Below are 24,043 nucleotides of genomic sequence, written 5' to 3'. Positions count from 1 at the left end.
AGCCGATGAGTTTAGTCACCGGCTTTTAATATGTTTTAAATTATTTTATTGTCTGTAAAGTTTTCCATTTTCCTCAACAACGATATAGGCTTCTTTAAATCCTCTTGTTTTTAATTTATCCATAACATCTTTTGCTGTTTGTTCTGTTTGATAATTTCCTAACACGATAATGGTCCAACCACCTTTAGTCCAATGTTCAATATTTCCTAAATCATTTATTTTGCTGACATCAAACCAATCTGGTGCCTTGTATTCAGAAACCCGAATTTTGTATTTTCCATCTTCAAAATTAGTTGTTTTAGTATTAGGAGCTTCCGTATTAGGAGTAGCTTTCGGAGCAGAGGCAGTAGATTTAAATAACATCGTGGATCTTCCTGTATCCAGAATATCGGCTACGATGAAAGCATCTTTTAATCCATTTTTCTTTAGAAGATTTAACACGGCAATGGCTTCATTGACGTCTTGAAAACTACCAATGCGAATTTTTGTAGCTCCATCTGCATCCACTTTGTATACATCTCCATATGCAGCGTACTTACTAAATCGATCCGTCATTTTATCAGTAAACTTACTGAGCGCTGTAATTTGAACAAAATACAGTTTATTAGCCTGTGCATCGGGCTTACCTGAAATAGCGGGGTCATCAAATAATAGTATTTTATCAGTTGCCATGAGGCTCACACCGACTAATTCTTGCATGGCATTCGATCCAGTGCTGCTTTCATCGATAATGGAAGTTTGTTTTGTTTGACGAACTTCAGATTCAGGAATTGCTGTTGTGCTTTTAGCTGCCTTTGGTGTTAATTGTGCTGGAACAGCCATTGCTTTTAGTTCAGCTTCTATCGGCTTTGATGCGGTTTCTTGCTTTTTGACCGTTAAAGTCTGATTCGGCTTCTTGAGGTCACTATTCTGGGAAACGAGATCAGAAAGTGGACTGACGAGTATCAATCCCAATGAAATAAGAATAATTTTTTTCATAGTTTCAATTTTGGTTACCTTGGTAGGCGTCTGTTATTAAAGCGCTAATATATTAAAAATATTTGTAATTTATATACAGATTACTAAAATATTTAATATATTTTTTGATTTCCTGGACGTTTTCTAATATTGTGTACCTTTTCACAGGTTTAAATACTCCAGATGTTTCAATATTACCGAATTTTCTTAAGGTTGCTTGTCATTGCCATTTTCAATTTTATGGCTGCTCTAATGCATTCCCAGTCCTTAAATTATAAGCAAGGTGAGCTCATTGTGCAACTTGCTCCCGGGGTGGATTTTAGTAGTTTAAAGTCTCAGGCAACTTGGAAAAGGGCAAAATCTGCATTGAGCTTGGTACAGCCAATAAGAAAATTAGGTCCGGTTTGGAATTTATGGCTTTTGAAATTTGATTACAGTCAGTATAATGAAACAGCTCTGATCAATCAATTACGACAGATTCCTGAGATTTTAAATGCTCAAAGAAATCATTTAATTCAGGAACGCCTGATTCCAAACGATCCTTTTTTTAACAGGCAGTGGCATCATTTAAATGACGGTTCAAATGGACGAAACCCAGAAGCTGATTTTGATTCTGAAAAAGCCTGGGATCTGACCACCGGCGGATATACCGAAAATGGGGATACCATTGTCATTTGTGTGATTGATGATGGTGTTGATTGGTTTCATGAGGACCTTTTTGACAATCTTTGGCTCAACTTAAAGGAAATAAATGCCAATGGTATAGACGATGACTTAAATGGATATGTTGATGATTTTCATGGTTGGAACACCTACACAAACAACGATGTGTTTGAATTAGGGAAACATGGAACCCCTGTAATGGGTCTCATCGGAGCTCGAGGTAATAATCTGAAAGGAATCAGTGGTGTAAATTGGAATGTTAAAATCATGGTGGTTGCCGGAGGTGGAGATGAAGCCAATGCGCTGGAATCCTATGCGTACCCATTTTTATTTCGTCGTCAATACAATCAATCAAATGGTAAACAAGGCGCTTTTGTCGTGGCTACCAATTCATCCTGGGGTGCCGACAATGCACGACCTGAAGATGCTCCTTTATGGTGTGCTATTTATGACAGTTTGGGGAGTGTAGGCATTCTAAATGTTGCATCCACTACCAACCAAAATGTTGATGTTGACATTGAAGGGGATTTGCCGACAACTTGCGAAAGCGATTACCTACTTACGGTTACCAACATGGATGATCTCGATAAAAAAGATAATAATTCCGGATACGGAAAAAAATCAATTGACATTGGCGCTTATGGTGAATCGGTTTACACGACGTACATAAACAATACCTACAGAACCTTTAGTGGTACCAGTGCAGCCTGTCCACAGGTAAGCGGGGCTGTTGGATTAATTTATTCTCTTCCTTGTACCAATTTGGCTGCTTTGACAAAATCAAATCCTGCTCAAGCGGCTTTGGAGGTAAAACAAATAATCATCAACTCGGCAAAGCAGAATGATGATTTGATCAATATCACCGTTTCAGGAGGCGTAATGAATTTATTCCAAAGTCTTTTGCATGCCAGTCCCATTTACCTTGCCCATCAAGGCTTGAATTCTTTATTATTAGCTTGGGAAACAACTACGATCTATCCCATTAGCGTACGCTTTCGGATTAAAGACAAAACCAGTTGGGTTGACACGCTTATATATGACGGAAATCAGCTGCTATTGGATCATTTAGAGCCTTGTACCGAATATGAATTACAAATAAAAAATGCTTGCCAACGCTATGAATCCTTTTATTCACCCATTCGGATCTATAAAACAGCAGGTTGTTGTGAATCACCATATGATTTCAGAATTGTCACAAAAACAGATCATGATGTCAAACTGAAATTTCGTGATCCAAGTGGGGCAGGTCAGATTACAGCATTACTCCGATTAAATGGCACGCAAAAATGGGATACGTTTATTGTCAAGCCAATAAATGATTTATTCTCTTTGGAGAACCTTAAATCTTGTGCTCAGTATGAATTGCGATGTTATAGTTTTTGCAATAATCGTCCCAGTCCTTTAAGTAATGTGTTGCTTATCAATACGGACGGTTGTCAACAATGCGGTGACCTTGATTACTGCAAAAGATTCAGGCCATCCAGCAGCCTTGAGTGGCTGCATTCAATTACAATAGATAATATCCTTTATGTCAGCGGAAATAATGCTGGTTATGGAAATTTTATTGGTAGTAACCAGTCATATGTTTTTGAAAAGGGAACAAACCATTCTGTTAATTTTAAAGCAGGCTATCTGAGCGATAGCAGTCAGGTAGTTGTTGCAGCATGGATTGATTTTAATCAAGATGGATTTTTTGATTCGGCGGAAAATTTTGCAGATCCTACTGAGAAATTTATTTATTCAAAATCTTATAATTTACCAATTCCATTGAATGCAAAGACTGGCTTAACCCGCATGAGAATTTGCATGAAATATGCAGAAGTATCTGATGCTACTCCGCTCGCTTGTTTTCAATCTATAGAATTTGGTGAGTATGAAGATTATTGTGTCTGGATCAATGAGGGACCTTGTGAAGCAATTCAATCAATTGTTCCAAATTCTATTAGTCAAACTAATGCATCTTTTACAGCCATCATGACTAACCCAAGGCAGGTTGCCTTTGCTTACCGTAAATTGTATGATGCTGAGTGGAACTATGGCAATGGAGATTCAAGGGATGTTCAATTAAAGAATCTGGACAGTTGCAGTTTATATGAAATTCAAATTCAAACGCAATGCAATGAATTTTTAACATCGCCTGCTATTTTAACATTCAGAACACCAGGTACAGGATGTATCATTAAAAACAAGGATTTGGTTAATAATACTTTGAAAGTGTTTCCGAATCCTTTTAGCAATGACTTATTCTTGGAAAATCCTGAACACCAATTTATAAATGCAATTCAGTATTTTAAAATGGATGGCTCGCAGGTAAAGTACCAAAATATTAATTCAAATGATGGCCTGATAAATATTCAAACTGAATTAAATCCAGGCATGTATTGGCTTTGTGTCCATCTTTCTAATACGAATTACCGAATCATCAAAGTTGTACGTGAATAAGCTAGTGTGCAACTTTTCGAAGTATTGAAACACAGCGTTCAATTTCTTCAGAATTTGTTAAATGTGAAAATGAAAAACGAATGGCTCTTCCTGGATGATCCGGACGAATTTTACTGATCACATGGCTTGCTTTTTCAGCCCCAGAATTACATGCACTGCCACCGGAAACACTTAAGCCTTCAATATCCAGTTTTATTGTCATCAAATCAATCCCTTCAAAAAACGGAAATTGCACGTTCAATATTTTTGGAGAGGATGCTTGTAAAGGAGTATTGATTAAGGCATCCGGAAACTGTTCTAAAATAGTCTTGCGGAGTTGATCTTTAATATTTTTTAAATGTTGAATTCTTTCTTCAAAATGCGCGTAGCAATAAGACAGGGCTTTAGACATCGCTCCAATGCCAATTAGGTTTTCAGTGCCGGCACGGACAGACCGTTCTTGAGATCCTCCATGCAATAAGGGTTCTAAAGCATTTTGATTTTTTATATATGCAAATCCACATGATTTGGGTGCATAAAATTTATGCGCTGAGCCACTTGCAAAATCAATTGGCAAATTAGAAAAATCATAAGGGAAGAATCCAATTCCTTGTACGGTATCTGAGTGAAACAGGGCCTGATGATTTCTGCATAAGTTTCCGGTTTCTTCAAGATTCAATATCGTGCCAAGTTCATTATTTACATGAATCAAGGATACCAGTGTTTTTTGTGTATCCTGGCGCAATAAAGATTCCAATTCGTTTAAATCAATTTGACCAAATTCATTGACCGACAAGAATTCAATTTTTGTATTATACTGTTTTGCCAGCCAGTTAAAACTTTGAAGATTACACGAATGTTCGATGGGGCTGCTGATAATCCTTTTAACACCTAACGAAGTTATCGAAGATTTTAAAATCAGATTATTGGATTCTGTTCCACAACTTGTGAAAAATAATTCGGAGCTATTGCATTTGAGGAGGCCAGAAATGTTTTTGCGATGTTCTTCCAAAAAACTTTTAGCTATTCTACCTTCAGCATGTGTTGATGAGGGATTTCCATATATAGTTTTCGCAATTTCTGAAATGTATTCTACAACTTCAGGCAAAATAGGTGTAGTTGCAGCATAATCAAGGTATATTCGGTTTGCTTGCATGCCTTGTTTAGAATTTTGCAATTTTTAATTTAATGCTGTTAGCAAGATTTTCTGCTTCCATCATCGTTTTGGCTTCGGTATAGATTCGTATAATGGGCTCTGTATTCGATTTCCTCAAATGAATCCAGGAATTATCAAAATCTATTTTCATGCCATCTTCAAAATTTAATTGCTCATTTTGGAATTCCTTTTTCAGATAAGTTAATAATTCAAGATAATTTAAATCTGCATTCAATTCAATTTTATCCTTATGCATAAAATAGCTAGGGTATGATTTTCTCAATTGACTGAGAGATTTATTTTGTAAAATCATATTGGAAAGGATCAATGCAATTCCAACCAATGAATCACGCCCATAATGCAAATCTGGAAGTATAATTCCACCATTTCCTTCTCCACCAATACATGCATTGGTTTCTTTCATTTTTTTTACAACATGGACTTCTCCTACCGGACTTGCAAAATATCCACCCCCTTTTATTTTGCATAAATCACCCAGGGCTCTGGATGATGATAAATTCGAAACTACATTTCCGGGTTTTATTTGCATCATGTAATCTGCAGCAGTAACCAGCGTATATTCTTCCCCAAAGTAATGTCCATTTTCATCTACTAAAGCCAGTCGATCCACATCCGGGTCAACTGCGATTCCAAGATCAAACTGTTGTGATCCGGTAACTTGCATCAATTCAGTGAGGTGTTGTGGTAAGGGTTCTGGATTGTGGACAAATTCGCCCGTAATTTCTTTATTTATTAAGTGATATTCAATATTTAATGCATCAAACAACACCGGCAATGCCATGGCTGCGGTTGAATTAATACAATCAGCAACAATTTTAAAATTTCTGGATCTTATCGATTCAACTGGAATAAAAGGGAGGTTTAAGATAGCGTCTACATGTCGTTGTATGGATTGGTGGTCTGTTTCAAGGCGTCCTAATTTATCTACTTCTGCATAATCAAATTTTGTATCCTGACTCCAATTTAGTATTTGAATCCCTTCTTCTGAAGAAATAAACTCACCGGAGGCATTTAGTAATTTTAATGCATTCCAGTTTTTTGGATTATGACTGGCTGTAAGGATTATGCCACCATCTGCCTTGTGATAAGGTACGGCCATTTCAACAGAGGGCGTTGTGCTTAAACCCGTTTGAATGACATCAACCCCCATAAATTGTAAACTGGAACAAACAAACTGTGATAAGACTTCGCCACTCATTCGTCCATCTCTACCGATAACTACTCTTGGTCTTTCTGTTTTCAATTGAAGCAAACGAACATAAGCAGTTGTGAATTTTAATAAGTCTAATGGACTTAAATTATCACCTGGAAAACCACCGATGGTGCCTCGTATTCCGGAAATTGATGTAATTAAACTCAAGGCTTTAAATTTTTACCCTGCAAAAGTATTAATTTCGGGCTTGAATTCATTAAAACAATGCATGAAGGAATGGTTTGAAGAATGGTTTGATACGGCATATTATTACCATTTGTACTATCAACGAAATGAAAACGAGGCTGATGCTTTTGTTGAGCGACTTGTTACTGAATTGAAAATGCCGGCCTATTCCCGTGTTTTAGATGTTGCCTGTGGGAATGGACGACATGCGCTTGCTTTTAATCAAATGGGATATGATGTAACCGGAATTGACCTGTCATTTAAGAAAATCCGGGAAAATCTCCGTTTTGAAAAAGAAGATTTGCATTTCTACCGGCACGATATGCGACAATTGTTCCGAATTAATTACTTCGATGTAGTCTTAAATTTATTCACCAGTTTTGGATACTTTAAATCTCACTATGATGAACTAAATGCAGCTTCAGCAATAGCGGCGAATGTTAAGGAGGGAGGTCTTTTTGTAATTGATTATTTTAATGCTGCTTACATCCGAAAACATCTACAAGCAGAAGAAAAAGTGGAGGCAGGAGGTTATTGTTTTCTGATTCAGAAGCAATTGGAATTGAATTGGATTTCTAAAAAAATATGCGTAATTGAAGAAGATAAATGTTCAATATTTTATGAAAAAGTCAGATTGTATCAAACGCAAGACTTAATCAATTTGTTTGGTCAGTTTGGACTGCACATTTATAAAATGTTTGGTTCGTATCAATTAGATGAATACGTTCCTGAACTTTCCGAGCGAATGATTTTGGTATTTAAAAAATGAAACACGCAACATGATTAAATACTTGAATCATTTGGATCATGAATTGTTTGAATGGATTCAATTGTACATAAGATCCGCAACGCTTGATCCTTTTTTCTTAGCTTTCAGAGATAAAAATTTTTGGATTCCACTTTATGTTTTTTTGATTAGCTGGGTAAGTTTCAATTTTGGTAAACAATCCTGGAAAGTGTTTATTTTATGTGTATTTACGGTAATCATTACTGATCAAATGAACAGCAGTGTGTTTAAAAAATATTTTCAGCGAGACCGTCCTTGTAATGAACTTTATTTTAAAGATCAATTTGTATCTGCATTGCCTTGTTCCGGTGGATATAGTTTTCCATCATCTCATGCTACGAATCATATGGGAGTAGCAGTTATGATCGTTTTGATCTGTAGTGGACTCTTAGGAAGATGGAAATGGCTTCTTATTTTTTGGGCACTCCTCATAGGGTTTTCACAAGTTTATGTGGGAGTGCATTTTCCAATTGATGTGCTGGTTGGATGGATAGAAGGCAGCTTTTGGGCAATAAGTTTATTTTGGCTAAGTCGATACTTCAGTTTCTTTAAAATCAAGCCGAATCAACACCATTAAGAAATTAGTTTGTTCTTAGATGAGTTTATCCAAAGCAATTCGGATTCTTTTAATAGATTCGACGATGCGCTCTTCAGAAAGTGAATATGAAATCCTGAGACAATCTGGTGCGCCAAATGCAATTCCATTTACAACAGCTACTTTGGCTTCTTGTAAGAGATAAATTGCCAAATCATCTGAGTTTTCGATGATTCCCGTATCGTACTTCTTGCCAAAACAAGATTTCACATTCGGTAACACATAAAATGCGCCTTGTGGTTTATTGACTTGCCATTCCGGGATTATCTTTATTTCATCTAATAAGCGGTCTCGTCTTTTTTCAAATGCTTGACACATATCTTGGGTTGGCTTAAGATCAGATTCTAAGGCAAGGCAAGCTGCTTTTTGACTAAAAGATGCTGCTCCAGAAGTAAATTGTCCTTGAATTTTTATACAAGCATTTATAACTTCGGATGGACCACCCATATAGCCAAGTCTCCATCCTGTCATTGAAAAGCCTTTCGAGAAACCATTGATTGTTGCTGTACGCTGATTCATATCTGGAAGAGAACCAATGCTCATATGTTGGGATCCAAATTGAATGTATTCATAAATCTCATCTGAAACGATGAGGATCTCCGGATAATCCCTTAAAACATTCGCATAAAGTAGCATATCTTCTCTGCTAAACACCGTACCAGTTGGATTACAGGGGCTTGAAAACACAAACATCCGTGTCCGGGAGCTAAGGGCATCTCTTAGTTGTTGGGCGGATGGTTTAAAATCTTTATCAACGTCTGCAAACACACAAACAGGTGTCGCTCCAGCCAATTTAATAATTTCGTAATAGGATACCCAATATGGGGAAAACAACACCACCTCATCTCCAGCTTCCAAAAGCGCAAAACATAGGTTAGCAAAACATTGCTTGGCCCCATTTGAAACGATTATTTCTTCCGGACTGTAATGGAGTTGGTTGTCCTTTTTAAATTTTTTAGAGATGGCCTGACGCAATTCCAGGGTCCCTGCAACGGGTGTGTATTTGGTATATCCATCTCTTATGGCTTGAATTGCAGCCTGTTTTATATGATCAGGAGTATCAAAATCAGGTTCACCCAGACTCAGATTGATGACATCATGGCCCTGAGCTGTCATTTGTCTGGCAAGTTGTGCCATTTTTAAAGTGGCAGACTCAGTCATTAACTGGGCCCTTTGAGCTATTTTAAACATCGTGCAAATGTCTGAATAATTGCTGATACGAACTTCCTAAAATAAAAAAAACCGGGAGCAAGCCCCGGTTTTAAAAGGAATAGGATCCAAACGATTTCTATCGTAAATGGAAAAATTTATAAGTCTTTGAATCTGTAGAATCTTTAATTCGTATAAAATACACGTTGGTACTTAAATTTTCAGTTGAAATCAATATTTCATGAGGACCTGATTCCAATTGAATAATTGGAATTTGTTTACTTTCAAGATTAAACAATTCCAATTTAAGGTCTGCAGGAATTAATTGCTCAGAAAATAAGCCAACGGTACCTGATGAATTATTAACGATCAACCGTTTAATACTAAATTTAGAAGGATCATTGCTGATGCAATCTATGGTTCGAAATTCAACAACAGAACAACAACCCGGATTATCATTCTCGCAAATTTTTATAAAGTCGAAATCCCTGCCACTCTGTTTAAAATTATTGATAATAAGGGGCAAAGAATCAAATCTAAAAAATCCAATATTTTTTGTTCGGTCAAATACATCAAAAAATGCGTTGGTTGTACCTTGATATTTAAAATCTATTTTCAAAGCATACTCATCAGGGCCTGTGCAATTTAATGGGGTTGCTTTGACATCAAATATTCGACAAGGCTCTCCTTGAGGCTTACAACAGGGTCTTTCTATATATCGATCTGTAAAAATGGTTGTGTCCTTCTGGTCTCTGATGCGGAATTTATAAATAGTGTGACAATCTGCTTTAAAAGGTCCCACCACGACGGGTACTTGTGTATACGCAAACGTTTTAATTAATCGGCCATTTACAAAAATTTCAAAGGAATCGGAAACTTCTCTGTAGCGGAATCCAAATTTGACATTAAAGGTGGAGTCTGGTTCGCAATCAGAACGAGTCATCGTTAATTCATAAATTTTAGCATCCGTGGAATCACAACATACTTTGCCCAAGAAAGCCTCAGCTCTGCATTCATTTTTCTTGCAATCTTCAATTACAAATTCATAGGGAGTGTTACAATCAGCCGTAAGCGGACCAATTTTTATCGGTAAATTAGCATAACGGAATTCACCATAATCATGGCCATTGCCACGCAGCCTAAAACATTCTGAAGTTCCTATATAATTAAATTTGAGAATTGCGTAGAATTTCCGTTCACCCTCACAATGCGTTCTGGCAACACTTACATTTGAAATTTTACAATCAGCGGTATTACAACAAACAACTCCAAGGTCTTTGACAAGTGAACAATGTGGATCTGCACAATCAACGATTAAAAACTCATATTCAGTTTTACAATCTCCAGGTAATGGGCCAATTTTTACAGGAAGTTGACTGTATTTAAATTCACCATAAGTTCTTCCATTTCCTTGAATTTTAAAGCAATCCGATGTATTGGTATGATCAAAATTGAATGAAACATAAAAATTACCATTTGCATCGCATACAGATTTTTCAAAACGTAATCCACTTAATTTGCAGGGTCCGGGTGGCACACTATCACAACAAACCTTGCCAATAAACTTTTCAAGTCCACAGCGTTCATCTTTACAATCTTTTATAACGAGTTCATATTCGGTTTTGCAATCTCCTGGCAACGGGCCTAATAGTAAAGGCAAGGAAGAGTATGGAAATTCTCCATAAACATGACCATTGCCGGAAACCTTAAAACAATCAGAAGTATTGTTGTGGCCGAAATTAATTTTCAGAAAAAATTGTTTGTCGTTGTTGCATTCCAATCGGGTAACATTTAAATCAAACAACTTACAAGGCTCTGGCGGGACACTGTCACAGCAGACTTTACCAATGAATTTTTCGAGGGAACAATGAGGGTCTTTACAATCTTGGATAAATAATTCATATTCTGTTTTACAATCACCCGGTAATGGGCCTAAAAGTAAAGGCAAGGAAGTATACGGAAATTCTCCATAGACTTTTCCATTTCCGGAAACCCTAAAGCAATCGGAGGTATTGTTGTGTCCAAAATTAATTTTCAGATAAAACTGTTTGTCATTATTGCATTCAAGTCGGGTAACATTCAGATCAAATAATTTGCAAGGTTCAGGAGGCACTGTGTCACAGCATACTTTACCTATAAATTTTTCCAGTCCACAGCGCTCGTCTTTACAATCTTTAATTACAAATTCATATTCGGTTTTACAATCACCTTGAAATGGCCCTAATTTTAATGGCAAAGAACTGTAGGGAAATTCACCATAAAATTTCCCGTTTCCTGAGACCTTAAAACAATCTGATGAATTCCGATTTTTAAAATTAAGAACAACATAAAACAGTTTGTCAGGTGTGCAATCCGTTTTTTCAACAATTAAATCATACAGCTTACAAGGTTCTTGAATTGTGTCGCAGCAAACAGGTCCCCAAAGGGTATCGGTGGCACAGGAAAGATCTCTGTGATCTGCAATTAGAAAATTGTATTTTGTAACGCAGTCACCTAGAAGTGGGCCGATTTTATAAAATGCCTCACCGTATTTGAATTTTCCCATTAAACGGTTGTTGGCCTTTAAAAAGAAGCTATCTGAAACGCCGGTTGCTTTAAAGGCAATTTTAGCATAAAACATCTTATCCGAATCGCAGGCTGTGCGCTCAATTTTCAAATCTGAAATTTTACATTTTTCAGGACAACAAATTTCAGGAATTTCGATCCGGGCCTGGCACTCGGGTTTGTCACAATCAACAATGGTAATCAACCTTTTAGTAATGCAATCTCCTTCAAAGGGACCCAGGTTTAGTGGTAAAGCGCTGTATTCAAATTCCCCGTAATTTTGATCATTTATTTTTAATCTAAAGCATTTGGAAGTGTTTTGATATTTAAAAGTGAAAAGTAATTTGAATCGATTGTTACTATCACAATCAGATTTATCGTATTTCAAGTCAAATAATTCACAATTGGACTCGCAGCATACTTTCCCCAATTCCCTAGCAATTTGGCAAGATTGATTAGTAACATCTGTGATTACAAATTCATAAACCGTTGAACAATCACCCGGTAACCCATCAATTATAATTGGCAGTTTGGAATAGGCAAATTTGCCGTAATTCTTTCCATTTCCAGTAATTGTAAAAAAATCGCCTGCATCTCTGTAACCAAAGTTGATTTTAACGGCAAATTTCTTGTCTGGATTGCAATTGGTTTTGGTGATCACCAAATCAAATAATTCACAGGCTTGAACTTTAGGAAATAGCCCTGTACCCAGGAATAAAATACTTAAGCTGAGAAGGAGGTTTTTAAATCGCATGTGGTGATTTTTAATCAAAATATAGTTTTATGCTACAGTGTACGTAAAAGTAAGTCAATCAGTTGCTTTGAAGTTAATTTTTGGCAAAAAACAGTATTTGGAAATTTCGAACTGTATTTAAAAAAGTTATATATGTAGTTTCCGATATATCATACTAATAAAAAAGCTGTGAATAATTTGGTATTTCAAAATGCTGTGTTATTTTTGCTAGGTGAAAGGATTCTGTTAAGTCAGGTCCTACTAATTGATTTTTGATAGAGACGAAGCAACTCTTCCAAAGTCATATTTGTAAATTATTATTAATCAAGGTCTTAGGCATTTGAAAGCGTTTCATTTTGCTTGAGTTCTTTGATGTTTAATTCTATTTGTCTAAAATCAAAGTCTTTAGGTTTTAGGCTGAATAGGGTTTAACTGTGTTTTAAAATGAGTATTAAAGACGAATTTATTTAATAGTATAACCAAATTCATGAAACGTTCAATTTTGTATTTCAACTTATTCCTGGGAATTCTTGTTGCCCAAACAAGCTTAGCCCAAGATTGCCAGTTTGCAGCATTTCCGCCGCAAGGACTCACCTCCAGTTGTGCCGGGAAAGTGGCATTGGAATGTCCTGATTTTGTGTTGCCTGAATGTGGATGCATTCCGGATCCAAATGCAAAACCAGCAATAGTAAAGAAACATTTTGAATTAAATTTCAGGGAATTCCCACCTGGAGGGGTTCATTTAGATTCAACGTTGACCATTTTTGAAACCGTTCCTGCAGCAGGTTGCGCTGATGTAACCATAGTTATGACTGCAATTGGCGATTTAAGTGCCAGACCATTTGAAGATTTAGTATTGGTGGATGAAAATGGAACCATCATTTGCAGGGTAGGAGGTTTGGATTGTCAGGTTGTTGAAAGCAGCTGCACCATGTCCTTTTGCGAATTCAATTCGCAAATCCAAGGGGGATTGCGTTGGAAAATATTACCTAATTCATTGATAACCAATGGACAGTCTTTCCCATTTTGTCAGGAAAGTTGGCTAGACATCGAATTGAGAATTCCTCAATCAAATATCCGGGCAATCAATGACATCAATCATAAATGTGGTGGAGAAGTTGAATTGCCAAATGGAATTACCAAAATAAAATGGTCCAGTATTAATAAATATACCTGTGAAGAAATTTCCACGGTACAAGAAATTAACGTCAATGACCGCATTCCACCTGTAATATTGAATTGTCCAACCAAAGGAATCACTATCAATTTAGGTCCTGGTGAATGTGAAGCTGCATGGAATGCTCCTATGTTTATGGCCATGGATGATTGTCCGTTTCCTCTTGTTTTTGGACAAAATGCCTTGTCAGGAGGTTGTAATCAGTTTTTCCAAAATTTCTGCGGGATTAATGCTTGCGGAGATAGTGGGGGTTACTTTTTTGACATTAGAAATAAAAGCAATTGCCCAATTTATATACGTGGATTTTCAGCTGCATTTACAGGTGGATCTGCCAGTACTGCCGGTACATACGAAGTTTATACCCGAAATACTGCTAATACTTCCTGGAGAGCTGCGCCAACCGGCGGATGGCCAACTGGTCAAACTTGTTTAAATAATATGCCTAAATCAGCCTGGTCATTAATTAAAACGACCGGTGTTGCTGATTCTGTGCGTACTTCAGCCTGGACCGCAGGTACCGCTGGGTTGTTTAAAGACACAATTTATTTATCTAAACCGGTTGCAGGAAGTCGGAATGCTCCTATTTGTAATAATTCAGGCAATGTAGCCCAAGTTGCAAATGATGATAAAGGGATGATATTAAACCCAGGTGAATTAAGAGGATTTGGAATTTTAGGTACGATCAATTCAGGTTACAGCATGAACCTACCAGGTTTTGGTACCTGCTCAGGTGGAAATTATGGTGATAGTATCATTGCTATTAATCCAGTTCACAATTCACCTGCAGGAGGTATAGGAGTTATCTCTGTAAATCTTGCTGGTGCAAATTTTGGGATCGCCTGCAGTCCATTTGGATTTCCCGGTGATGTATTGTACTCAAGAATTGATCCGGCAACTTTAGGAATGGTGCCAGTTGTTCAAACTTGTGGCCAGCCTTATGGTCCGGGATCTTATTTTCCAGTAGGATGCAAAACCTTGTGTTATGAAGCAACCGATGCAGCTGGAAATAAATCAACTTGTCAATTTGATGTGTGTGTTAATGCATACCCTAATACAGTAACTCAATTAACTTGCCATGACGAAATTCAAATCAGTTTGGATGAAAATTGTTTCGCTACTATAAGCGCAGATGAAGTACTGTCTGGCGGACCTTATAAATGCTATGATTTATATATAGTTGAATTAAGAGATTGGATTACCAATATTTTGATTGACCGTCAACCCAACGTTCCGGGAGTTCAAGTAGGTATTCAAGATATTGGAAGAGAAATAAAAGTTACCGTTAGAGATCCTGCAACAGGTAATTCTTGTTGGGGTCATTTAACAATCGAAGATAAAATTGCACCAATTTTAGTTTGTGCAAGAGATACCTGCGTTACTTGTGGAACCACAGAACTCACTCCGGCATTTTTAGGAACTACACGTGTTACTGAAAATTGTGGAAGCTATTCTTTAACATACAAAGATGTTGTTACCCAAGGTGGATGTGCTGTTGGTTATGAAGAGCGGATTGTGCGTACCTGGACCGCAATAGATGGTTCAGGAAATAAAGCTGTTTGTTCACAAACCATTACAGTAGGATTGGCAACATTAAATGACGTGGGTGTTCCGGAAAATTATGATGATATCGATGAACCTGCGTTAGCATGTGATGAGAAAATAAATACTACAAAAGATTATACACCTCATTATTTAGCATATCCTTATTGTGTAGATGGGTACATTCTGGATTCAGCACATTGGTTTGCTACAGGTGGATTTTTACCAAGTCCAAATGGGGATTTGGCTGGAGAACGTTTACCAAGAGTTCTTGGCTGGAATTGTATAGATACTGGATTGTATGTAGGACATCCAAGTCCTTGGCCAATTTATTATCCTGCACATCCAAGCTGGAGGCCTAATAATCCTGTTTGTTGGGGACCTGATGAAGTTGTTATGTGGGCTGGAACAGGATATCCAACTGGTAGTGGTTGTTCTAATTTAGGAATCAACTTCCAGGACATCATTATTGATGTTGCAAAACCAGGATGCGATGCTGGTCCTATTGGATGTTATAAAGTATTGAGGAAATGGACCGTTCTTGATTGGTGTACTTCAATCGTTGGAGGGCACAATCAAGTTATTAAAGTGATTGATAGATATGGACCACAAGTCTTGTATCCTGACACTGTCAATGTAAATATGGAAGTTTGGACATGCACCGGTAGATGGGAAGTTCCAAAGCCATGGTTGTTGGATAATTGCAGCAATGAAATTCATTACACGGTTGAAATAGAAAATGGAACTGTATTGGGTGATGAAAATGCGGGTTATGTGATAATTGGAATTGAACCAGGCGTATGGAATGGTTATATCGTTGCTGAAGATTGTTGTGGAAATATTACCAAACGCAGAGTTGCAGTCAATGTTGTAGATAATGTGCCACCTGTTGCAGTATGTGATCAAAAGACTGTGGTAAGTATCAATGGAAATCAAAGTCCGGGTGAAAATTTTGGAAAAGTATTTGCGAAAGATTTAAATCAGGGAAGTTTTGATAATTGCGCACCACATATCTTCTTTAAAGTAATACGCATGGAGCAATTGCGTGGAACGAATAATGGTAGCAATGCAAACCAAGCAGATAATGGAACGAATTGCGCATCTGTAAATGGAGACGATAATGCAGTATTAGATGGAAATCAAATTTATTTTGATGATCATGTTAAATTCTGTTGTACCGATGTTGGTAAATCAATCATGGTTGTTCTAAGGGTGTTTGATCGCGATCCTGGTACAGGACCTATTGCTCCTAACAGAATGAACCCAGGTGGGCCATTGTTCAATCGCTTCAGCGATTGCATGATAGAAGTGGAAGTACAAGATAAAAGCGTTCCAACTGTGGTTCCTCCACCAAATATCGTAGTAAGTTGCTGGTTCTGGTTTGATGTTGATAAATTAACAGATCCAAATGATGCTACTTTTGGTAGAGTTGTAAATGATTTAAGTCAAAGACACAAAGTGGTAACCAATGATTTGGTTTGCTATAATTATTGTGTTCGAAATGATATTACAGGATATCCAGGTTATGTGCCCGGGGCACCACCATCAAACCCACCTGCATGGAATCGTGCATGTGAATATTATCGTTTTCTATTTGATACAGCTCATTATGATAGAAAGTATGAATTGGTTTGGGGATTTGACGGAACTGTTTTAGGTGCTTGTGGTACCAATTATTCCATATCTGTAAATGACAATCGCGAATGTGGTCAAGGTCAACTTACCAGAACCATTGTTGCAAGAGGCCCTAATGGAATCAGTGTTACAGGAACTCAAATTATTTGGGTGGTCGATTGTGATCCATTTTATATCAACCGTGCCGATAATTGCGATCCGGATGATGACATTACCTGGCCGGGCAATTGCACAGGTCAAGCAACTACTATTGATGGATGCGGAGCTGATATTAATCCGGATAATCCATTATTAGGAAGACCTGTTATTGAAAACAATGCAGATGATTTATGCGCATTGATCAGTATTGAATATACAGATGAAATATTTACAATTGAACCGGATGCTTGTTTTAAAGTATTACGTCATTGGACAGTAATTGACTGGTGCCAATACGATCCAAGCATTGATCCTGTGAAAGGTCGTTGGTCTTATCTGCAAATCATTAAAGTACATGATACAGACAAACCGGTTATTTCAGTTGAAATTGGAGATTGTGAACCTGCAGTAAAAAATGCAGCAAATAATGTTTGTTATGGTCACATTACGATTACAGTAGATGCTACAGATAATTGCAGTCCGCTTGATTGGTTATCCTACGATTATAAAATTGATATTTTTAACGATGGAATAGGGGTACACTCTGGCTTTGATTATGCTGTTGGACCTTTAACTAAAAAAGAATACGCTGCCGGCCGTACGCCATTAAAACATCACAATCCATTAGCTGATGATGAATTAAATCCATTTGATGCAAGTGGTAGCTATCCAATTGGTATCCATAAGATATGTTGGTATGTAGAGGATGGTTGCGGAAACTTAGCAGCTAATTGTCAGTTGTTTGAAATTAAAGACTGCAAAGCTCCAACACCTTATTGTCATGTAGGAGTCATTACTACAGTAATGCCAAGTAGCGGCTGTGTCACTTTATGGGCAAGAGATCTGGATGCTGGTAGTTATGATAACTGTACTGATCCTGAAGATTTAAGAATTTATTTTGATGACTTTGGTTCAGACAGCGTTACGATTTGCTGTGAAGATTTTGTATCCAGTAAAATAAATGATGAATTAATTATTCCGGTTACTATATGTGTAGAAGATGAAGAAGGAAATAAAGATTGTTGCAAAACAACCATTGTTATCCAGGATCCACACAATGTTTGTCCTGATGTGGGTTCATTCGGAAAAATTACCGGAGAATTAAAAACATTGAATGATGAAGGAACTCAGGATGCAGATGTTCAACTGATTGAGTCAACTGTAATGAAAAAACAAATGACTACATCCAGTAATGGACTTTACTTATTTGGTGATTTAAATTATGGAGTTGCTCAGGAATATGTTGTAAAACCAAGAAGAACAGATGATCCGTTGAATGGTGTTTCAACAGCAGACATTGTAAAAATTCAACGCCATATTTTAGGCATTGAGGATTTGAACAGTCCATATAAATTGATTGCTGCTGATGTCAATAACAGTTCATCAATTACTGCGGCAGATATTTCTGAAATCAGAAAGTTGATTTTAGGTGTTTCAAATCAATTTAGCAAAGTTGATTCCTGGACCTTTATTCCTAAAGATCATTTTATGGATGCTACCAATCCATGGAATGCACCTCGTGAAGTAATTGTTCCAATGCCAACTGCAACTGAAAAGATTGAGAATTTTATAGCTGTTAAAATGGGTGATGTTAATAATAATGCCCGTGGACACAATTTCACTGGTTCAACCAGCCGTAACAATAGCCAACTTCATTTTGAACTTGACAATATTCCTGTTGTTGCCGGTGAAGTCTATAAACTTCAATTTAAAGCAAGTGATTTTACTGGCATCTCTGGATATCAGTTTACTTTGAAATTCGATGCAAATCTCTTGTCTTATGCAGGAGTTGAGTCAGGTGCATTGGCGGTAGATGAATCCAATTTTGGAATTAACCGTGTAGAATCTGGTATTCTAACCACCAGCTGGAATAATAAAACCCCGGTGAGTATAGATTCAAAAACCACATTGTTTACAGTCGTGTTCCATGCAACAGGTTCTGCTCATATTGGTAATTTATTAGCGATCACCAATGATGTTACTGCTGCGGAAGCTTATGGTAGCAACTTGCAGATAAAAGATGTCTTGTTGAATATCCGTACTGAAAAAGGACTTGTAGAAAGTGGCGTCTTTGAGTTATATCAAAATACACCTAATCCATTTGTTAAAGAGTCAGTGATTAATTATAGACTGCCAGAAGCGGGCCCTGCAAAATTGAGTATATATGATGTTACAGGCAAAGTGATCAGAGTTTATGAATTGAATGGGTTGAAAGGTTTAAATTCAGTTAAAATAAACCGCACTGAGCTAAGTGCCAGTGGTGTTTTATATTACCAATTGGATGCTTTAAACTTTACAGCAACAAAACGCATGTTGGTTATGGATTAATTAAAGGGTAAACCTTTTAAAATTATATTAAGCCTGAGGGCGCAAGGGAATCCTTGCGCCCTTTTTTTTATGCTAATTATTGATAATGAGCAGCTTATGTTTTTAAGGAGTCAATGGGAAGGGTAGATTTATGAATCCCTAAAATGCCCTAAAATATTTTTATATAATTTTTTTTTCCCCATCTATACTTTGTATAAAGTATAAAATCAAGTTTTCAAGTAACTAATATATTAGTACAAATAGTAATCTATTTAAATTAGATTTATTCTACAATAGTAAAATTCGGCACTCATTTTTTGGAATGTTAGTTGCAATTATTCAGAAGAGAATCGGTGATAATCCTTTTTGAAGGAGTCCCGTTTTTTACCTACCCCCCACCCAGATTTACACATAAACGGTTTCAGGCCATTTGTGCCTGAATGAATATTAATGAGCAAAAACGAATTTTATAAATATACGGATATGAATAAACCAATACTTACACGAGACATTAAGTTTGCCTTGGGAAAGTATTTATTGCAGTTTTTACTTTTTGTAAGTTTTGCAATAAATAGTTCCACAGCACAACAAGCATGCGGGAATCCTTCTCCATTAACGGGTGTTACATCAGTAGTATGTAATAGTGAAGTGGATACATTTAGATTTAGAGTTGGTACGTATAATGCAGCATTCACGTATCAATTGTCTGTTTCACCGATTGGAGGTTTTACCTCAGCTATATTTGATCCTGCTATACCAGGATTCAGAGTAGTTTGGGGAAACACACCAGGAAACTACAACATGTATTTTCAAGTAATTAATCCTCCGGGCAATGCTTGTACGGATACCTTTAACATACATCTTTCAAATAGGATTGCACCACAAATGAATTGTAACGATACAGTGAATGTATCGCTTGATGAATTTTGCAGTGCATTGATCTATCCTAGTATGTTTTTAGAAGGTCCCTTTGATTCATTGGATTATTCTTTAACAATTGTTGATGCAATCACTAGAATCCCACTAAATTCTAGTCCGTATGTCAATGGTGCTAATATTGGAAAATATTACATTGTATATGTTACGCATATTTGTTCTGGCAATTATTGTTGGGGTTATATTTTAGTTGAAGATAAAATAAAGCCAAAATTGGCTTGCTCAACGTACACAATTAATTGTGACGCAGCTTATGCACCAGAAAATTTAGGTTTTCCTGTTCCACCAGGCGGAGTTAATCCTACGCCCATTGGTCCCCGAACATATTACACAGCCAATTCAGCATATGATAATTGCGGTCCGGTAACCTTGAGTTATGTGGATCGATTGGTTCATGCAAATTGTCCACCGCCTGTTCCATACATTGATACAGTTTTTAGAGATTGGACTGCTATCGATTCTTATGGTAATATTACGAATTGTTCAGATACAATTCTAATTCGTATTGGTGACATAACAGCAGTAATATGTCCACCCAATTATGATAATATCCAACATGCAGCTTTAAGTTGCAGTGATCCATATTTAAAGGATGGAAATGGAAATCCACATCCGGATGAAACCGGCTATCCAACATTTGTACATTGTCGCAATCTCGATTTTACATACCATGACATTAAATTAAAAGTTTGCGAAGGAACTTATAAAATTCTAAGAGAATGGATCATCGCAGATTGGTGTACAGGAAGAACCACGACGTGTATTCAAGTAATTAAAGTTATTGATGATCGTTTAATTCTGACTTGTTCTTTAAATCAAACCATTGTAACATTACCCAACAGTTGTGAAGGAGAGACCACCATTGAAGTGCCACAAGCATTTAAAGAATGTTCACACATCACCTGGCAGGTATTAATTAAAAGAGGTGTATTAGATACTACAATCCCTCCTTCAGCAATAAATGCATCTGCAGATGGTATTATAAAATTAAGTGAGACCCTATATAAAGTAAAAAACATCCCTGTAGGTTTGTCATGGGTATTGTTTATTGGTACTGATAATTGTGGAAATAGCGATACCTGTGCCACAGAAGTAACTGTAATTGAAAAAACCAAACCAATTGCAGTATGTGATTTGGAAACAGTTGTTGCTTTGACAGATGATGGCTCAGCAAAAGTGTATGCAGAAACATTTGATGATGGTTCGCATGATAATTGTGCCATGGGAGGATTCCGTGTTCGACGTATGACTCCAGGTAATTGTCCAAGTCCTATTAAAGCTGATGATCAATTCGGTCCTTATGTTGAGTTTTGTTGCAATGACATACCAAATAACCCAACCCTGGTAGTTTTGGAGGTAACGGATCTTGCAGGAAATACAAATGAATGCATGGTACGTGTAATTGTTCAAGATAAAAAACCACCGGTTGTAGATTGCTTACCTAATATAACAATCAGTTGTGAGTTTGATTATTCAAATTTAGCTGTTTTTGGAACCTATAGAAGAACTGCAGCGGAAAGAAGAGTTATTAAACTATTTGATCCAACGTATGATAAATTTGTTCAACCTCATTTATGGGGTTACGATGGACTCGTAATTGAAGATTGCAATCTTCATATTGATTCATCTGTAAGTTATGCTTTAAATCATTGTGGCGTCGGTAATATTTTACGAAGATATACTTTTTACGATGATTTTAATGCTCCTTATACTTGTGATCAGTATATCACAGTGGTTGATTCAACACCATTTAATGGAGCGATTAGCTGGCCTGCATCTCCGATTGAAGTGAATGGATGTCATGCAGCCATTGATCCAAATGTTACCGGCAAACCGAGCTGGCCAACCAATTTGACTTGTTCAAATATATTGGCTACCTATGACGATCAGGTATTTAGTATTGTTGAAAATGTTTGTTTTAAAGTATTGCGTAAATGGACTGTGGTTGATTGGTGTATTTATGACAGTAAAACAGGTTATGGAAGATGGTCCTTTACTCAGGTTATAAAAGTAAAGAATTCAATTGCGCCAACATTCACGAGCAGCTGTGCAGATATTTCATTTGAAAGCACTTCATCAGATTGTAATGGTTTTGCAACCTTAGTTGCATCTGCAATTGATGATTGTCAACCTGCTCAATTGGTTTACAACTATGAAATTGATCTAAGTGATAATGGGTCAATCGATTACACTGGAATTGGAAATAATGCAAGTGGTACCTATCCAGTAGGAACACACCGTATCAAATGGACGGTAACCGACCAGTGCGGAAATTCGACCTTATGTGACTATTTATTTACGATTCTGGATCGGAAGAAACCTTCACCGGTTTGCGTAACTGGTATAATAACCGTGATTATGCCTTCAAATGGACAAATTACAATCTGGGCATCCGATTTCAATGCTAAAAGTTTTGATAATTGTACACCGCCTCAAAGATTGAATTATTCATTCTCTGTAGATCCATCAGATAGATCAAGAACATATACATGTTCTCAAATAAGAAATGGTGTGTCAGAATCTTTTGATGTTAGCATATATGTAACCGATGAGTATGGAAATTATGATTATTGTGATACAAAAGTGATCATACAGGATGGCTTAGGCAATGCGTGTTTAGATAATTTGACCGGAGGTGGTTCTACAGGTAATCTTGCAGGAAATATTTTCAATGAAGCAAATAGCAAAGTTGAAAATGCGATGGTTACCTTAAATTCAAATTCTCCGGCAATGACTAAGTATGAAATGACCAGACCTGATGGACAGTATTCATTTATTCAAATTCCATTGAATGAAAATTATATATTATCTGCTGAAAAAACAGATGATCCACTGAATGGAGTGACTACGCAGGATATTGTTTTAATACAAAGACATATTTTAGGATTGCAGTTGTTGAATTCACCTTATAAGTTGATTGCAGCTGATGTTAATAATTCACAATCAATTACAGCGAAAGATGTATCTGATCTGAGACGATTGATTTTAGGAGTCACTACAGATTTTATAGATCATAAATCTTGGAAATTTGTAAATGCGAGCCAAGTATTTGCTGATGTCAATCATCCATGGCCATATAATGAAAACAGTGCGATTAACCAGTTTAGCAATGATAAATTAGACAATAACTTTATCGCAGTTAAAATGGGAGATGTGAGTGGAAATGCTCGTACGAGTCAATTTGGTAATTCACAATCCAGAAATTCAAATGTCATGGAATTAGCGGTTCCTGATATAAGTTTCTCCTTAAATGATTTAGTCCGTGTTCCAGTGAGATTAAATGCAGCACATACTATTTACGGTATGCAATCTGAATTCAATTTCGATCCTTCCAGTTTAAGTTTCGTAGACATTGAATCAGGTGCTGTTAAACTGGATGCATCTAATTTTATCAGCAATGGTTTTGCGAATGGTAAAATGCGGATGAGCTGGGAGCAGGTTAACGGAATTGATGCTAATCAGACGTTATTTACATTGATTTTTAAAGCAAGCCGAAAGGGAGAGCTTAGCAGAAGCATGACCTTAATGAATAATAATTTTAAAGCTGAAGCATATGGTGAAAACACCGAAGCATTTGACCTGTCTTTAAAATTCTACGATAACAATAATGTTTCGACCAATGGATTCTATTTATTTCAAAATCAACCGAATCCATTTAGTCAATCCACCAATATTTCATTTCAACTTCCACGCGATGGTGAAGTGCGATTGAAAGTAACGGATGTGGATGGGCGCATACTAATGAATCTAAGCCAATTCTATAAATCAGGTTTCCACACTGTGGAAATCGATAAGCGGGAACTTAACAGGGCTGGTGTACTTTATTACCAATTGGAAATGGAGGGACATCGAGCCATACGGAAGATGCTTCTTGTTGAATAAAGAGATCGTTTTCTAATTATACTCC

Annotated in this window: 10 protein-coding genes; 5 read left to right on the top strand and 5 right to left on the bottom strand. The window is 36.8% G+C overall.

Annotated elements, in window-relative coordinates; all coding sequences use genetic code 11:
- Positions 1–45: 45 nt before the first annotated feature.
- On the bottom strand, positions 46–978 hold the full coding sequence (locus IPJ80_00485; protein ID MBK7911958.1) for an SPOR domain-containing protein: 933 nt from the start codon (positions 976–978) through the stop codon (positions 46–48).
- Positions 979–1,197: 219 nt separating this feature from the next.
- Here IPJ80_00485 and IPJ80_00480 point away from each other — a divergent pair, with 219 nt between their 5' ends.
- Positions 1,198–4,062: a S8 family serine peptidase gene (locus IPJ80_00480; GenBank protein ID MBK7911957.1), complete on the top strand. Its 2,865-nt coding sequence runs from the start codon at positions 1,198–1,200 to the stop codon at positions 4,060–4,062.
- 1 nt (position 4,063) lies between these two features.
- Here the strand turns inward: IPJ80_00480 and IPJ80_00475 are convergent, their stop codons facing one another.
- Both IPJ80_00475 and glmM read right to left on the bottom strand, forming a co-directional pair.
- A complete protein-coding gene (locus IPJ80_00475; protein MBK7911956.1) occupies positions 4,064–5,197 on the bottom strand; it encodes a cysteine desulfurase in 1,134 nt (377 codons plus the stop codon).
- 7 nt (positions 5,198–5,204) lie between these two features.
- Positions 5,205–6,578 (bottom strand): phosphoglucosamine mutase, encoded by a 1,374-nt coding sequence (gene glmM / locus IPJ80_00470; protein MBK7911955.1) that lies wholly within the window; start codon positions 6,576–6,578, stop codon positions 5,205–5,207.
- 61 nt (positions 6,579–6,639) lie between these two features.
- Between glmM and IPJ80_00465 the strand changes: the two genes are divergently transcribed.
- Complete coding sequence (locus tag IPJ80_00465; protein ID MBK7911954.1) at positions 6,640–7,365, top strand: class I SAM-dependent methyltransferase; 726 nt, start codon at positions 6,640–6,642, stop codon at positions 7,363–7,365.
- 10 nt (positions 7,366–7,375) lie between these two features.
- Positions 7,376–7,960, top strand: coding sequence for a phosphatase PAP2 family protein (locus tag IPJ80_00460; protein MBK7911953.1), 585 nt, complete (start codon positions 7,376–7,378; stop codon positions 7,958–7,960).
- Between the two features lie 15 nt (positions 7,961–7,975).
- Here the strand turns inward: IPJ80_00460 and IPJ80_00455 are convergent, their stop codons facing one another.
- A complete protein-coding gene (locus IPJ80_00455; protein ID MBK7911952.1) occupies positions 7,976–9,169 on the bottom strand; it encodes a pyridoxal phosphate-dependent aminotransferase in 1,194 nt (397 codons plus the stop codon).
- A gap of 97 nt (positions 9,170–9,266) precedes the next feature.
- Positions 9,267–12,425: a hypothetical protein gene (locus IPJ80_00450; protein MBK7911951.1), complete on the bottom strand. Its 3,159-nt coding sequence runs from the start codon at positions 12,423–12,425 to the stop codon at positions 9,267–9,269.
- 466 nt (positions 12,426–12,891) lie between these two features.
- Here IPJ80_00450 and IPJ80_00445 point away from each other — a divergent pair, with 466 nt between their 5' ends.
- Both IPJ80_00445 and IPJ80_00440 read left to right on the top strand, forming a co-directional pair.
- Entirely contained in the window at positions 12,892–19,221 is a 6,330-nt protein-coding gene (locus IPJ80_00445; protein MBK7911950.1) for an HYR domain-containing protein, read from the top strand.
- A 429-nt stretch (positions 19,222–19,650) separates the two neighbouring features.
- Positions 19,651–24,018 carry a hypothetical protein gene (locus IPJ80_00440; protein ID MBK7911949.1) on the top strand — a complete coding sequence of 1,456 codons (4,368 nt, stop codon included), beginning with the start codon at positions 19,651–19,653 and terminating at the stop codon, positions 24,016–24,018.
- The last annotated feature ends 25 nt before the right edge of the window (positions 24,019–24,043 follow it).

It is taken from the genome of Saprospiraceae bacterium (genome assembly GCA_016714025.1).
Taxonomy (GTDB): Bacteria; Bacteroidota; Bacteroidia; order Chitinophagales; family Saprospiraceae; genus Vicinibacter.
Note: the sequence above shows the minus strand (reverse complement) of the source record. Positions and strands in the feature narration are given on the sequence as shown.

Bases quoted from the DNA above. Each gene is read 5' to 3' on its own strand.
- IPJ80_00465 (MBK7911954.1), top strand. From the start codon at position 6,640: ATGAAGGAATGGTTTGAAGAATGGTTTGATACGGCATATTATTACCAT.
- IPJ80_00460 (MBK7911953.1), top strand. From the start codon at position 7,376: ATGATTAAATACTTGAATCATTTGGATCATGAATTGTTTGAATGGATT.
- IPJ80_00450 (MBK7911951.1), bottom strand. From the start codon at position 12,425: ATGCGATTTAAAAACCTCCTTCTCAGCTTAAGTATTTTATTCCTGGGT.
- IPJ80_00455 (MBK7911952.1), bottom strand. From the start codon at position 9,169: ATGTTTAAAATAGCTCAAAGGGCCCAGTTAATGACTGAGTCTGCCACT.
- IPJ80_00445 (MBK7911950.1), top strand. From the start codon at position 12,892: ATGAAACGTTCAATTTTGTATTTCAACTTATTCCTGGGAATTCTTGTT.
- IPJ80_00485 (MBK7911958.1), bottom strand. From the start codon at position 978: ATGAAAAAAATTATTCTTATTTCATTGGGATTGATACTCGTCAGTCCA.
- IPJ80_00480 (MBK7911957.1), top strand. From the start codon at position 1,198: ATGGCTGCTCTAATGCATTCCCAGTCCTTAAATTATAAGCAAGGTGAG.
- IPJ80_00440 (MBK7911949.1), top strand. From the start codon at position 19,651: ATGAGCAAAAACGAATTTTATAAATATACGGATATGAATAAACCAATA.
- IPJ80_00475 (MBK7911956.1), bottom strand. From the start codon at position 5,197: ATGCAAGCAAACCGAATATACCTTGATTATGCTGCAACTACACCTATT.